This is a genomic window from Paenibacillus sp., from assembly GCF_035645235.1.
In the GTDB taxonomy this organism is placed as follows: domain Bacteria; phylum Bacillota; class Bacilli; order Paenibacillales; family YIM-B00363; genus Paenibacillus_AE.
On sequence record NZ_DASQMZ010000181.1, the window covers coordinates 1 to 13601 of the forward strand.

The following is a 13601-nucleotide window of genomic DNA, read 5'->3' on the forward strand; positions in this document are numbered from 1 at the left end:
CGAGCGCGTCGTCGTCGACCGGTCGCATAAAGCGTTGCACCGGAGGCTCGCGGCCGGCGAGTTCGCGCTCCTTCACGCCCGGTTCGGCCCGTCCGGCATCCGCATGCTGCCGCTCGCCCGCAAGTGGCGCGTGCCGCTCGTGACGTCGTTCCACGGCTGCGACGCGCCGGGCTCCGCCCGGATGCGCAAACGCAAGCACGCGTTGGGACGCCTCTTCCGCGAAGGCGACTGCTTCACGACCCCCTGCGAAGCGATGAAGGCGGAGCTCGTGAAACACGGCTGCCCCGAGGAGAAGGTCGTCGTGCATTACAGCGGCATCGACGTGGAGCGCTTCGCGTTCCGCGAGCGGACGATGCCGGAGGACGGACCGGTCCGCATTTTGTTCGTCGGGCGGCTCGTGGAGAAGAAGGGCGCGGACACGCTGCTCCGCGCGTTCCGCTACGTCCGGCAAGTGTTCCCGAACACGCGGCTGACGCTCCTAGGGGACGGGGCGCTGAAATCCGAGCTTCGGCGGCTTGCCCGCAAGCTCGACGTTCGCGACAGCGTCGAGTTTCTCGGCGCCCGGCCGCATCATGAGGTCGCGGCATGGCTCGAGCGGGCGCATGTGTTTTGCCTGCCGAGCAAGAAGGATCGCGCCGGCAACATCGAAGGCGTTCCGAACGCGCTCAAGGAAGCGATGGCGTGCGGGCTGCCGGTCGTCTCGACGTTCCACTCCGGCATTCCCGAGCTGATCGAGAACGGCGTCTCGGGGCATCTAGCGCCGGAGGGCGACGTCGGGGCGCTCGCGAACAAGCTCATTCATGTCGTCGGCCGTCCGGACACGTGGGCGGCGCTCGGCAGGCGCGCGCGGGCGAAGATCGAAGCGGACTTCGACCGGAAGAAGCAGACGGAGCGGCTCGAGAAGCTGTTCGACGACGTCGTCGAGTCGCACGCGCGCCGGGAAACCGAGCGGCGGGAGCGGCCGTTGTTCAGCGTCGTCATTCCGACCTACAATCGGGAGCGGTACATCGGGCGCGCGATCCGCAGCGTGCTGAACCAGACGTGCGACGATTACGAGCTGATCGTCGTCGACGACGGCTCCACCGACCGCACGCGCCGCATCGTGAAGTCGTTCGGCCCGAGGGTTCGCTACCTGCGGCAGCCGAACCGGGGACCGTCGGAGGCGCGCAACGCGGGCATCCGGGCGGCGCGCGGCCGCTTCATCGCGTTCCTGGATTCCGACGACAGGTTCCTGCCGAGGAAGCTGGAGGCGAACAAGGAGTATCTCGAGAAGCATCCGGAGTGCAACTTTTTGTACTCCTGGTATTACGACGTTCGCGGCGGACGCCGCACGCTGCGAAAGACGAAGCAGTACGGAGATCTCGACCGGTTCCGCTACCGGCTGTACCGGCGGTCGTTCACGATCCGCACGTCGACGGTCGTCATCCATCGCGATTGCTTCAAGAACGTCGGGTTGTTCCATCCCGAGTACCGCTATTCCCAGGACTGGGATATGTGGCTGCGGTTAGCGGCGTATTACCGCGGATTTTGCCAGCGGCAGCCGCTCGCGCTGTATCGCAGACATCCGCGCAAGCCGCTGCCGGCGAGGGAGCGTCATCGGCGCATCCGAGCGACGGCGCTTGCCAACTACGGATGGGATCGCGCGACGCTGGCGCGCATCGCCAAAAACGGCCGCGCGCGGCGGAAGCCGCAGGCGGCGCCGCATTACGGGAGCCGGCTGTTCGGCATTCGAAAGGGGCTCCGCTCATGAGCAAGCTGCTTCCGACGATCCTGCACCATAAGTACTCGACCGAAGACGGCCATGTGACCGCGCAAATTCGCGACGTGGAAGGCTACCGCGGCCTCCTTGTGACGAAGAGCGCCAAGGAGGTGCGGCCGGGGACGCCGTCCGACGCGGTAGTCGCGCTGCGCGAGCTGCGCCGCGACCCGTCCCTGCTTCGGCGGCTCCGCGTCGCGGGCGTGCACGTGCACCACGGCTCGTTGACGCCGCCGTTCCGTTTCCTGAAGGAGAAGTACGGCCTTCCGATGTTCGTCGGGTTTCGAGGCAATGACGCGACGGCCTTCCCGAAGCGCAGCGAGGAAAACGCCAAGGAGCTCGGCAAGCTGTTCCGGGTCGGCGACCGTTTCTTCCCCGTGTGCGAGCATCTGAAACGGGAAATTATGCGCCTCGGCTGCCCGGAGGAAAAAATACGGGTTCTCTATGGCGGCGTCGATTTGTCCCGCTTCGACTTCCGTCCGCGATCGATCGAGGACGGGAAGAAAGTGAAATTTCTCGCCATCGGGCGGTTCGTCGAGAAGAAAGGCTTCGATGACCTCATTCGGGCGTTCGCGGAAGTGAAGCGACGCCGAGACGCCGCGAAGCTCGTCATTATCGGCCAGGGGCCGTGCGAGTCGACGTACCGGAAGCTGATCGAGCGGCTGTCGCTTCGCGGAAGCGTAAAGCTCGTCCCGTGGGTGGATTACCGCGATATCCACGAGCGTTACTTGCGATCGCATATTTTCGTCGCGCCCAGCGTCACCGACGCGAGCGGCAATCAGGAAGGCATTCCGAATACGCTCAAAGAAGCGATGGCCACCGGCATGCCGGTCGTCGCGACGAAGCATGCGGGCATTCCGGAGCTCGTCGAGCCGGGAACGTCCGGGCTGCTCGTCCCCGAGCGGGACGCCGCGAGGCTCGCGGAGGCGATGCTCTGGCTCGCGGAGCATCCCGAGTCCTGGGGGGCATACGGCGCGGAGGCCCGGCGCAAAATCGAAAGAGACTTTAATGTAAGAAGCCAACTGGAGAAGCAAAGGCAGTATTATGACGAGGTCATACGCCGTTCGGCGTACGGACGATACGAAGCGTAACGGGGAAGGCGGGGCAGCCGCCTTTCTTTTGTTTCGTCTCCGCGGACGGGCTGCCCCTGGGTATGTCGGCGATTCGCGTTTCTAGCGGGGAAAGTGAAGCTGCGAATGATCGCCGATCCACAATCTGGCGCGCTGCGGCGGTCCGGAACGCCCGGACGCCTTGGCTTCGGCGCCGATCAAGCTTTCGTCGATGCGGTGCGGCACGCCGTCGAGCGTCGCATGCTCCATGACGATGCTGTTCTCCACCTCGCAGTCAACGATGCGCGCGTGGCGCGCGACGGACGTGTAAGGTCCGATGTAACTGTTTTCGATCACCGCATGGTCGCCGATGACGACCGGGCCGCGGATCACGCTGTTGCGAACGACCGCATGCTCGCCGATGACGACGCGGCTCGTGACGGAGGACGACGCATCGATCGAGCCCCGGACCTGAAGCCCTTCGACCCGTTGCAAGAAATGCTGATTGCATAAAATCAAGTCCCGCGGCTGCCCGGTATCTTTCCACCAATACGGGGATCGAAACACGCCCAGCGGAAGCCCGTCGTCGATCAACCGCTGAATCGCGTCCGTAATTTCGTATTCGCCCCGGGCGGAAGGGCGAAGACGCTCGATCGCGCCGAACACCGTCGACGTGAACAAGTACACGCCGTTAATCGCGAGATCGCTCGGCGGCTGCTTCGGCTTCTCCACCACCTTCAACAGGCGGTCCCCCTCGAGCTGGACGACGCCGAACTGCTCGGGATTCGGTACCGCGCTGACGGAGACGAGCCCCGCGAGCCGTTCGGCGCGAAACTTCTCGACAAGCGGCGAGAGCGATCCGTCGATGACGTTATCGCCAAGATACAGCAACATATCGTCCTTGCCGACGAAAGGCTGCGCCGCCCGGACAGCGTCCGCCACCCCTCTCGGTTCGTCCTGCTCGATCAGCGCGACGTCGATTCCCCACGGCGCCCCTCCTTGCAGCGCTTCGTCGAACGCCTTCCGGTACGCCGGAGGCACGACGACGCCGATCGAATCGATGCCCGCGTCGATCATCGATTCGATGCCGTAAAACAGCACCGGCTTGTTCATTACCGGCAGGAGGTGCTTGGGTCGGGAGAAGGTCAGCGGCCGAAGGCGCGAGCCTTTCCCGCCGCATAAGATCAAACCCTTCAAGAAAGAAAACCTCCTCTAGTCAAGAATCCGGGCCGCAACGCGGCGGCTCGTATCCTTCTAATGTATGGCGCTGCGCCGTGCGGAGGCACGGTAACTATCATGGGAATAGGAAATTATTACGATTCCTAGTATAATAGCCGAGTGAACGATACGAAGGGATGAATGACAGATGCCTGAGCTCGACGAATTGAAAAGGAAACTCCTTCGATTGACGATCGAACTCGTAGCCGGCTGCCCATATTGCGTCTCCGTATCCGAAGACCCGGAAAGCAAAGCGCCGGTAAACTGCACGAAGTGGTCCGGCTCCTCGTACCCGATCAGCGTCAATCCGGCGACGTGTTTGTCCTGCGGGGAATACCGGAATCGCACGAAAATCTCGTAGGGAGGATCCCATCCATGTGGAACGCCCTGTTTCGGACGTTGACCGAGCTGTCGTCCCGTCCTTCGATCGCGCGCCTCGCGGGCGCTTTCGCGAAGGCGCCCGCGAGCCGGAGGCTGATCCGCCGCTTCGCGGCGCATTACAACATCGCGATCGAAGAGGCGGAGCACGACGTCGACCGGTACCCGTCCTTGAACGAATTTTTCATCAGAAGACTTAAACCCGGGGCCCGCCCGGTCGATCCGGGGGACCGCTCCGTCGTTAGTCCCGTCGACGGTACGGTCGCGGAAGCGGGCGTCATCGACGCGGAGCGCTCCTTCCTCGTGAAAGGGCAGCGCTACACGGTCGAAGAGCTGTTGAACGGATCCCCCCACGCGGCGCGTTACCGAAACGGCGGTTTCGCCGTTATCTACCTGAGTCCCGCCAATTATCATCGCATCCATGCGCCGGCCGATGCGGCCGTCATCGAGGTCGATCGCATTCCGGGCAAGGTATACCCGGTGAACGATCCCTCCCTGCGGCTCATGCGCCTTGTGCTCTCGCGCAACGCACGGCTCGTGACCTATCTCGACGTCGGCGGGGCGACGCTCGCGCTCGTGAAAGTCGGCGCCATGAACGTCGGCTCGATTCGGTACGTCGCCGGAGAGCGTCCGCCGGAGCGCGTCGCCAAGGGCGAGGAGCTCGCCTACTTCGAATTCGGCTCCACGGTCGTGCTGCTTTGGGAACGCGGCCGCATCGTACCGTCGGAGCGGCTGAAAGCCGGCGCCTCGGTCCGCATGGGCGAGAAAATCGGCGAAATCGAGGCCGTTCGCGGGTGACGCTCCCGAAGCGTCATGATATAATACACGAAAACCAACGTCGGAAGGATGAATCCGTTCCATGAACCCCCAAGCGTTGCAACTGAACGAGACGCTTCAGAACGCGGCACCGGCCGTTTACGGCATGCTGTCTCGGCTTGGCCGCGCCATCTATTTTCCAAAAGTCGGCATCCTCAATCAGTCCGCGGAAGCGAAGAAAAAAGCGACGACCTTCAACGCCACGATCGGCATCGCGACGGAAGGAAAGACGCCGATGCATCTTGGCATGATCCAGGAAACCCTGTCCGCGTACGCGCCTTCGGACCTGTACCCGTACGCGCCTCCGGAAGGCAAGCCGGAGCTGCGCGCCGTATGGCGGGAGAAGCTGCTGCGAGAAAATCCGTCCCTCGCCGGGAAGACGTTCGGCAAACCGATCGTGACGAACGCGTTGACCCACGGCCTCAGCATCGTCGCCGACCTGTTCGCGGACGATGGCGATGCCGTAATCATGCCGGAGAAAAACTGGGAAAATTACGAGCTTACGTTCGGCGTACGCCGGGGCGCGAACATCGTCACGTTCCCGCTGTACAACGAAGCCGGGCTGTTCAACAGCGAAGGGCTGCTGTCCGCCGTGCTCGAGCAGAAGGAACGAGGCAAGGCGATCGTCGTCCTGAACTTCCCGAATAACCCGACAGGCTATACGCCGACGCTCGCCGAGGCGGACGGCATTATCGCCGCCGTGAAAGCGGGCGCGGAAGCCGGCGTCTCGACCGTCGTCGTTACGGACGACGCGTACTTCGGTCTATTCTTCGAGGACTCGGTGCGCGAATCGCTGTTCGGCCGCTTGATCGGGCTTCATCCGAACGTACTGCCGATCAAGGTGGACGGCGCCACGAAGGAAGAGTTCGTTTGGGGCTTTCGCGTCGGCTTTATCACGTACGGCAGCGATTCGGCGGAGGCCAACGACGCGCTCGAGCAGAAGACGATCGGGATCATCCGCGGCACCGTCTCCAGCTGCTCGCATCCGTCGCAGACGTTCGTTCTCAAGGCGTTGGCGCACCCTGACTTCGAGAAGCAGCAGGCGGAGAAGGTCGAAATTTTAAAGGCGCGGGCCAACCGGACCAAAGAAGTGTTGGACAGCGGGAAATTCGACGACGCTTGGGACTACTACCCTTTCAACTCTGGGTATTTCATGTGCCTGAAGCTGAAGACGGTACACGCGGAGGCGCTCCGACGCCATGCGCTCGAGAAGTTCGGCGTCGGCACGATCGCGCTCGGCGACACCGACCTGCGCGTCGCGTTCTCCTGCCTCGAGGAAGCCGACATCGAGAAGCTGTTCGAGCTGCTGTATCAAGGCGTCAAGGAATTGGAACAGGTAACATTGTAAATAGACGCCGGGAAGGCCGCTTCGCGCCGTTGGTGCGAAGCGGCCTTTTCGATTTGCGGACATTTCGCTCCCTCACGCTGATTTTGCTCCTATCCGCGCCTGTGCCGTTCGCCCCCCCCGATATACCTGTTGCCCCCCTCTTTCTGCCTTTCTCACCGGATTCCCTTGCCTCAGTATAACCGGACGCCCCTACCCGCGACGCATTAGCGCACTCCGCACGCCTTCCCGGTACCGGTTGCTTTTTTCCGCGCGCGCGCCGTTCGCCCCCCCGATATACCTGTTGCCCCCTCTTTCTGCCTTTCTCACCGGATTCCCTTGTCTCAGACGATGCCCCCTTTTTGACGGTAGAACATTCATTTTCGCTTGAAATGGGAACACTTGTTCTGTATAATGAAGAAAAAGGGGGAGTACAGATGTCGCAGGATTCGGCGGTGGATTTTTTCTTTCGTCAGCGATGGCCGGACGGGTTTCGGTGCCCTTCCTGCGCACATCGCGATTATTCTCTCATTCGAACGCGAACTCTTCCCTTGTATCAATGCCGTTCCTGCAAACGTCAAACGTCCGTTACTTCAGGTACGGTGATGCATAAGACACGAACGCCGTTGAAAACATGGGCCGACGCCATCGAAGCGCTCTCTTCTTCCCATGGGCTCAACGCGAAGCAACTCGCGGCGTCAATCGGTTGTACGCATAAAGTTGCCTGGGGCATGTTAACCAAGTTTCGAGCGTCGATCGAAGCGATAGAAAGCGCTCGCCGACTCGAGGGGAACGTCCATGTCGGCTTGCGGTCGCTTGCGCCAAAATATATTTGGATTTTCTTGCCCAACCGCCATTACCGTTGCGAACGGGTCGTCTCGGTCGGCGCTTCCGTCGATGCGAGCGGACAGCCGACTGCGATAAAGTTGCTAACCGTGAGCCGAAGAGAATTAATCGAAGACCACAAAGAGCCTACGAACGAAGGAAGGCGGCGGATCGTCGCGGATACGGCACGCCGTCCCGAGGACGCAGTTTGGCATAATGGGTGGCGGCGTTTCCCCGACACACTGAACGACTGCTTTAGGGAAGCGCGGGGGTGGCTGATCCAGACATATAACGGGATCGGCACGAGGCGGCTTCACAGCTATTTAAGCGAATATTGCTATCGCTGGAACGCCGCTGCGCAAGGGGTCGCGCTGCGGGATGAATGGCTGAGGCTTTGCTTCCCTATGGGGTAAAAACCAAACGAGTCATATAGTTTGCTTAAACAACAAGTTAAGAAAATTGCCGAACGCGATGCAACTAAACCTGCATCAATGATCATGCAAGCGCTCTGTGTCAAACAGGGAAGTACCTCATGGGTGCCGCTTCGCTGAGCAGAGGTAATTACCTTGGAAAGAGTACCGGAGGGGGTTGGACGAAGGTCGAGAGGAGGAGAACATCGTAGACATAAGAAGACGCCAGAATGACGATAGACGATTGTTGATTGATCCTTGTTGATTGATGCAGCGGCACGGCAAGAACGAGGGGCGCCGGATCGGTGTCCTTCGAGCCGGCGCCTAAATATCGTTCCAGTGCTTTGCGCGTTCTTTCTATCTTCCGGTTTTGAACGATGATTTCTGGGTCGTAGTGTGCCGCGATTTGTTCCGGGAAGCTCATCGTGAAGTAGCTGCTTTCCCGGTGCTCAGGTTTGCGACGGCGCTTCTTCCGGACGCAGCTCGAGCTCCGTCAGTTTCCCGTCCTTCTCCTCGAACTCCACGATCACTTGCCCGTTCGGGAACGGCACCGCGAGGCGGGTTCGCCACGCGCCCTCCTCCTTCGGGGGGAGCTCCTGCGCGATGTGGCCGTCGTACTCGCCCGCCTTCGTCAAGTGCGCGAGCGTCTCCGCTTCGTCGGCCCCCTCGTATAACGACTGCAGGAACACGCTCCAGCCGTCCGAGTCCCAATCCGGCATCGTGAGGCTCGCATCCTCGGGAAGCGCGCCTAAGAGCGTGGCGACCATCTCGCCGTCCCCCTCCTGCAAGGCGACGGGCAGCAGATGATGATGGCCGGGGAAGCCCAGCAGCGTCTCTTCGTTTTTCGCCCGCACCATCCGGAACGCGTCCTTCGCGATCGGCTCGGCCGCGAACCAGGTGTATCGGAAGTCGCCGGCATTAACGGCGCTCGTGAGCGGGATCAAATACCGGCCGTCCTTCGACACGCGCCAGACGGAGCCGAGATCGAACCGCTGCGGGTACAACGCAACGAAGACGCGCTGCCCGTCGCCGCTCGCCATCATCTCGATCCGATGCGGCTCGCGCAGGTTCCCTCCCGACGTCAGCAGATGCGCGACGCCGCCCCGGCTTGAATAGTACGCCGCCCCGGACGAGGTGCGCTCCCGCTTCAACCGGTAAAACAGCCGATCCGTGCGCCGAGCCTCTTCCATCGTGTGACGGGTCGAATGGCCGGAACGCGTCACTTTCTCTCCCATGACCGTCCACGTCACCTCCGCGACGCCGCGCAGCTCATCGGGCCGGTCCCCGTTCGACAGCTCCGGCAGCGAGATGCGGAGCTCGTTCTTGCCGGCCTCGCCCCATGCATAAGCGGTATAGCGTTGCTCCGATCGGGAGTACGCCGGCGAGAAGTCGCTCCGAAAGGAAGTGCCCTTCCACTCCTGCCACGGGGTTGCCGCCCATGCTGTCGGGACGTACAGCTGACCGGTGACGGCGGCGGCCCCGAGCGCCGGGGCGAGCAGGAGAATCGCGACCCAAGCCGCGTTGCCGAACCGACGGGGAAGCGCGACGAACGGTAGCTTGCGCGGGGGAGTATCGTTTTCCGTAAAGGACGTGGTTAACCGAATCATCAGCTCTAGTATGAGTCCGGTCCCGACCGCGATGTAAATGAATAGACAAAGGACATAGTCATAAGGCTCCGGGAACAGCTTGAGCGTCCCGCATAGCCCCGTAGCGATCATCGCCGCGATCCCGACCGGCAGCAGCTTGCCGAAGTGGCGGCGCAAGACGCTCGGCGCGCTCGCGAGCGCATCGCCGAACGAGACGTCCTGAAGGACGATCAAGTAAGGCGTTAGCGAGAAGGCGAACAGGACGATCACGCCGATCAGCCCGAGCGGGAAAAACGCCATCGTTAAAAACAGAACAAGGAGGCCGGCGATCGCCTGAAAGACGGACCAAGCCAGCATCCGCGGGAAAAAATATTGTCCGCACCGCAGCAGGCTCGTATGCTCGCCGAACGCCGCTTGGCTACGCAAGGCGCCAAGGTACGTCCCCCGCGCGAAGCTTTGAATCAGGAGCGCGGCGATCGACAGCAGCGCGCTTGCTGCGCCGAACGCGACGCCGCCCGCGTCTAGGAAGGTATACGGCAGCTTAAGGTCCTGCAGCGTTGGCATCCCGATCGGGATGGCGAAATGGAGCTGGAACGTCTCCGTCGTCGTCCCGCCCGGCGCCCCGCCCGAGAACGGGAACAAGACGGGGTATACCGCCGCCCCGAAATAGATGCCGACGGCAACCAGCAGCGTCGTCAGCGATTCCGCAGCGACGGCGATCGCGACGGCTTTCCAATACGGCGTCATGCCGCCCCCCCTTCCAAGTTACAGATCTACCTGAGTATACCATCTATTGGGGGATTTGGGATCCGTTCCGTCAAAAAGAAAAAGAGCCCTCGATTCCCATCGAGGACTCTTCAGCGACAGCAAGCAAAACTCGATTCATTACTGCCGTTCGATTTCGACGTTCACCTGGAACGTCACTCCGAATATATCCTTCACGATCCCGTACATGGGGCTCCAATCCGTCTTCTGCAACGGCATTACGACTTGCCCGCCGTCCGACAGCGCGGCGAAAATCGCTTTCGCTCGCTCCTCGTCGGTCGGATGGATGGCGACCTGTACCGTATCGCCCGCTTGGTGCGGCGTGCCCGGGAACGTGTCGGAGAACATGAGCTCCGAAGCGCCGACCTTGAGATGCGCGTGCATGACGCGCTCCTTCATCTCTTCCGTCATCGGATAATCCGGGTTCGCCGGCATATCGCCGAACGTCATCAGGGCAACGATTTCCCCGCCAAGCGCCTTCTCGTAAAAATAAACCGCTTCTTTCGTATTGCCGTCGAAAACCAAATACGGGTTCAACCGGATCGACACGCGCACACAGCCCCTTTGGCATAAACTGGACAACCTCCCTCATTATACACCAAAACAGGATCACGCAACACCTTTTTTACGAACAAATGATCGCACCCCCCGACTTTCGCCCGGTCCCGACACCTGCCTCGGCCTCTTTCGCACCGCCCCGTAATTTCGGTATACTTACGCCATATTCGTCGAAGGGGCGGTCGCATTGAACTACGAACAGCAGGTGCGAATAGAAATCGCCGCTTGGGAGCGCCGGTTATTTCGGCCCCCCGGATGGCTGGAGCGAACGTCGAAGACGATCGGCGCGCGAATCAACCGCCTGATTCCGGCCAAGGCGCATGCCGTCATGACGGCCGCGGTCCGTTCGATCGTGCGGACGGCGCTGTTCGGCGCGGAGTATACCCCGCAGCGGCCGGTGGAGCGGAAGACGTCGCTCGAGCATGCCGACCGGGAGGCGAAACGCGCGTTGACCGTCTTTCGGAACGTCGCGGCCGCCGAAGGCGCAGGCACCGGAGCGGGCGGCTTGCTGCTGAACGCCGTGGACTTCCCCGCGCTCATCGCGATCAAGATGAAATGCTTGTTCGAACTGGCGCATGTGTACGGCTATGATACGAAACATTTTCCGGAGCGGATTTTCGTACTGAAGGTGTTCCAGCTTGCCTTCTCGGGGGCCGATCGGCGCGCCGAGCTGCTCGATGCGATCAAGCGGTGGGAGACGGAACGAGAGCTGTGGTTCTCGGAAGCCGAGTACGCCCGGCGGATGGACTGGGAGACGTTCCAGAAGGAATACCGCGACGCGATCGACTTTCGGAAGATGCTCCAGATGGTGCCGGGGATCGGCGCGGCGGCGGGCGCGTGGGCGAATTACACGATTCTCGACGAGCTCGGCGAAGCCGCGATGAACGCGTATCGGCTGCGGCGATTGAACGACCAGTCGTCGTAGATACCGCCTGCAGGGCGAAACGGTCAGAATCGGAATAGTTGTCCATGAGACTCCTATCGTCCTATGAAACCTGCTAAGGAGGCTTTCCGATGGAAGGGAACGCGAACAGAGAGGAACGGCTCGAACGGGCGCGGGCGAAGGACTCCGCCGACGAAGGGCGGCGCGGAGCGTTCATGACGGAGGATGCCTGGAACCTCGACGGGAATCCGGCCGCGGCCGACGACGAGTTCGGTCCGGAGTTGAAACAAGAGGCGCCGCCGACGCTGAACGGCAAGCCGATCTAGCGTCCGCGAACGCATGCGTAAAGAACCTCCCGAAGCCGGCCGCTCGGGAGGTTCTTTGCCGTTCCTATTGTTTTTAAATTTGATCGAAATTTAAATTTTTAAATTCGATTTTGCCGCAGAAAGCGAAATGCGAGATGCTCTTCTTCTCTTCGTCCGTCAGCCGCGTCAGCTCCGGATTGCCCTGCAGCTTGCCGAGCCCCGAGTCGTCCAGCTGCATCCATCGGTTCATGATGTCGCGCACGACTTCGTCCAAGCTTTTGTCGACGTTGAATTTTTGCTTAAACAAAAGCGGAATCCATTTCTTCCCGAAGCGCACGTGCATCCGTTCGTCGACGATATCGATTTCGGCGGTCATGCCGGAGAGAATGTCTCCCTTGCCGTAGAAAGAATCCATCGATTTCTTCTTGCGGGTAAACGAACACGTTTCCCCGACCATCGTCAGCTCCGCATAAAAATTTTCAAGGTCTTGGATCGCCTCGGCGACGTACGGAATCGGGAACTGCTTAATGTCGTACCCCATTTGCGTCAAGCGGCGCACGCCCATCTGATGGTGACGCGTTTCGTCCCAGATGTGCCGGCTGAAATCGTAATAAAACTCGAACGGCATGTCGGGCACCCCGTAGAACACGTAGCACATCGGGTCGACGACCTGAATTTCCGTCATGTAATGCCACATGAAAATTTTTAGGTTGTCGCGCACCTCGGCGGGCGGTTCGTTGAAATCGCCGGGCTTCAGCCAATCCGGCATCGTGCGGACCGCCGGAGCCGGGCCGTACGCCTCGACCTCCGGACGCGCCGGGGCGGCGGGAGAAGCGGACGCGCGGTCCCGCTCGTCGATGCCGCCCAGCTGACGCAAATACGCCCTTGTATAGCCGCGCCACGCCTCGACCCGCTCCAGCACGTTCCGGTCTTTCACCGCCTCGTGAACGAGACCTTTCGCCCAGGCGATCTGCTTCCGCTTCTTCGGCAGCACATCCTCGACGATGTCGATCGTCGGCGCATCGAAGATCGGATCGAGCGCTTCCAGGAACCGTTCGTACGCGTCTACCTGCGCCTTCGACACCTCGAGAAACCAGCCGGCCAGGAACGGGAAGAAGCCGTCCGCGCGCGAAACGTCTTGGATGAACGTTTGCAGCGCCTCGCTCGGAATGAGCACTTTCGAGTTGCCGGAGAGCTCTTCCTTCCGCGTGCGGAGCTGGCTCGCGAAGCTCATGTTTTGCCACATCATGCGCGTCAGTTCGCTTTTCCATTCGAACTCCTTCGCCGCCGGCACCCATCCGGCGATGACGCGGGCGGACGCCCATTCGAGGAACACGAACCGATTGACCAGATGAATCTGATCCGACACCCTCATCCAATAGTTGCCCATTACATTTTCCAAAGCCCCGGATTCGAACTTCTCGATCTCGAATTGCACGCTCATCGGTCTTTCCCCTCCCTATGGGTGTTTGATCCAAATGTCCTTGCCTATTGCCGGAACGATTCCCGCACGGCGATTTCGCCGAGATACGTCCAGCTGTTGAAGCTTTGCGTCTTCATCTCGAACTTTACGTACAGCTCTTGCAAACCTTGGGCCGTCGCCGTCAAATCCAAGCCGCGGGATTCGTTGAACCCGCCGATTTCCGGACGCAGATCGGCGAGCAGCGTCAGCTGCTCCGGGCTCGGTCCCGCGTAGATTTTCAAATAATTGAGCTGCCCGACGATGAC

At 61.2% G+C, this 13601-nt stretch carries 14 protein-coding genes; 8 read left to right on the forward strand and 6 right to left on the reverse strand.

The window, feature by feature from the left end; genetic code table 11:
- Both VEZ38_RS17225 and VEZ38_RS17230 read left to right on the forward strand, forming a co-directional pair.
- Positions 1 to 1750 (forward strand): glycosyltransferase (locus tag VEZ38_RS17225; protein ID WP_324895642.1); only part of this gene is annotated, 1750 nt, incomplete at its 5' end.
- A complete protein-coding gene (locus tag VEZ38_RS17230) occupies positions 1747 to 2847 on the forward strand; it encodes a glycosyltransferase (RefSeq protein ID WP_324895644.1) in 1101 nt (366 codons plus the stop codon). The genes VEZ38_RS17225 and VEZ38_RS17230, both read left to right, overlap by 4 nt.
- 81 nt (positions 2848 to 2928) lie before the next feature.
- Here VEZ38_RS17230 and VEZ38_RS17235 read toward each other — a convergent pair whose 3' ends face one another.
- Positions 2929 to 4002: a glucose-1-phosphate thymidylyltransferase gene (locus tag VEZ38_RS17235; protein WP_324895646.1), complete on the reverse strand. Its 1074-nt coding sequence runs from the start codon at positions 4000 to 4002 to the stop codon at positions 2929 to 2931.
- Positions 4003 to 4210: 208 nt separating this feature from the next.
- Here VEZ38_RS17235 and VEZ38_RS17240 point away from each other — a divergent pair, with 208 nt between their 5' ends.
- From VEZ38_RS17240 to VEZ38_RS17255, 4 genes are all read left to right on the forward strand, one after another.
- Entirely contained in the window at positions 4211 to 4384 is a 174-nt protein-coding gene (locus tag VEZ38_RS17240) for a hypothetical protein (RefSeq protein ID WP_324895647.1), read from the forward strand.
- Positions 4385 to 4398: 14 nt separating this feature from the next.
- A complete protein-coding gene (gene asd / locus VEZ38_RS17245; RefSeq protein ID WP_324895649.1) occupies positions 4399 to 5199 on the forward strand; it encodes an archaetidylserine decarboxylase in 801 nt (266 codons plus the stop codon).
- A gap of 61 nt (positions 5200 to 5260) precedes the next feature.
- Entirely contained in the window at positions 5261 to 6565 is a 1305-nt protein-coding gene (locus VEZ38_RS17250; RefSeq protein WP_324895651.1) for an aminotransferase class I/II-fold pyridoxal phosphate-dependent enzyme, read from the forward strand.
- A 338-nt stretch (positions 6566 to 6903) separates the two neighbouring features.
- The gene (locus VEZ38_RS17255; RefSeq protein WP_324895653.1) at positions 6904 to 7779 is read left to right on the forward strand and encodes an IS1595 family transposase; all 876 of its coding nucleotides are present in this window, start codon (positions 6904 to 6906) and stop codon (positions 7777 to 7779) included.
- Positions 7780 to 7927: 148 nt separating this feature from the next.
- On the opposite strand, the gene VEZ38_RS17260 is transcribed toward VEZ38_RS17255, so the two are convergent.
- The 3 genes from VEZ38_RS17260 to VEZ38_RS17270 all read right to left on the reverse strand — a co-directional run bounded on the left by VEZ38_RS17260 (position 7928) and on the right by VEZ38_RS17270 (position 10676).
- Complete coding sequence (locus tag VEZ38_RS17260; protein WP_324895655.1) at positions 7928 to 8200, reverse strand: hypothetical protein; 273 nt, start codon at positions 8198 to 8200, stop codon at positions 7928 to 7930.
- Positions 8201 to 8225: 25 nt separating this feature from the next.
- Positions 8226 to 10109 carry a hypothetical protein gene (locus tag VEZ38_RS17265; protein WP_324895657.1) on the reverse strand — a complete coding sequence of 628 codons (1884 nt, stop codon included), beginning with the start codon at positions 10107 to 10109 and terminating at the stop codon, positions 8226 to 8228.
- Positions 10110 to 10247: 138 nt separating this feature from the next.
- Positions 10248 to 10676, reverse strand: coding sequence for a VOC family protein (locus VEZ38_RS17270; protein ID WP_324895659.1), 429 nt, complete (start codon positions 10674 to 10676; stop codon positions 10248 to 10250).
- A gap of 196 nt (positions 10677 to 10872) precedes the next feature.
- Here VEZ38_RS17270 and VEZ38_RS17275 point away from each other — a divergent pair, with 196 nt between their 5' ends.
- Together VEZ38_RS17275 and VEZ38_RS17280 are read left to right on the forward strand one after the other, a co-directional pair.
- Positions 10873 to 11610, forward strand: a complete 738-nt coding sequence (locus tag VEZ38_RS17275; protein WP_324895661.1) for an EcsC family protein — start codon at positions 10873 to 10875, stop codon at positions 11608 to 11610.
- Positions 11611 to 11699: 89 nt separating this feature from the next.
- Complete coding sequence (locus VEZ38_RS17280) at positions 11700 to 11894, forward strand: hypothetical protein (protein WP_324895663.1); 195 nt, start codon at positions 11700 to 11702, stop codon at positions 11892 to 11894.
- Positions 11895 to 11967: 73 nt separating this feature from the next.
- Here VEZ38_RS17280 and VEZ38_RS17285 read toward each other — a convergent pair whose 3' ends face one another.
- Positions 11968 to 13317 carry a DUF455 family protein gene (locus tag VEZ38_RS17285; protein ID WP_324895665.1) on the reverse strand — a complete coding sequence of 450 codons (1350 nt, stop codon included), beginning with the start codon at positions 13315 to 13317 and terminating at the stop codon, positions 11968 to 11970.
- Positions 13318 to 13361: 44 nt separating this feature from the next.
- Positions 13362 to 13601: hypothetical protein (locus VEZ38_RS17290; RefSeq protein WP_324895667.1), on the reverse strand; the 240-nt coding region annotated here is incomplete at its 5' end.

Excerpts from the sequence above, each read along its gene's own strand:
- VEZ38_RS17230 (WP_324895644.1), top strand. The coding sequence starts at position 1,747 with ATGAGCAAGCTGCTTCCGACGATCCTGCACCATAAGTACTCGACCGAA.
- asd (WP_324895649.1), top strand. The coding sequence starts at position 4,399 with ATGTGGAACGCCCTGTTTCGGACGTTGACCGAGCTGTCGTCCCGTCCT.
- VEZ38_RS17250 (WP_324895651.1), top strand. The coding sequence starts at position 5,261 with ATGAACCCCCAAGCGTTGCAACTGAACGAGACGCTTCAGAACGCGGCA.
- VEZ38_RS17260 (WP_324895655.1), bottom strand. The coding sequence starts at position 8,200 with ATGAGCTTCCCGGAACAAATCGCGGCACACTACGACCCAGAAATCATC.
- VEZ38_RS17265 (WP_324895657.1), bottom strand. The coding sequence starts at position 10,109 with ATGACGCCGTATTGGAAAGCCGTCGCGATCGCCGTCGCTGCGGAATCG.
- VEZ38_RS17280 (WP_324895663.1), top strand. The coding sequence starts at position 11,700 with ATGGAAGGGAACGCGAACAGAGAGGAACGGCTCGAACGGGCGCGGGCG.
- VEZ38_RS17285 (WP_324895665.1), bottom strand. The coding sequence starts at position 13,317 with ATGAGCGTGCAATTCGAGATCGAGAAGTTCGAATCCGGGGCTTTGGAA.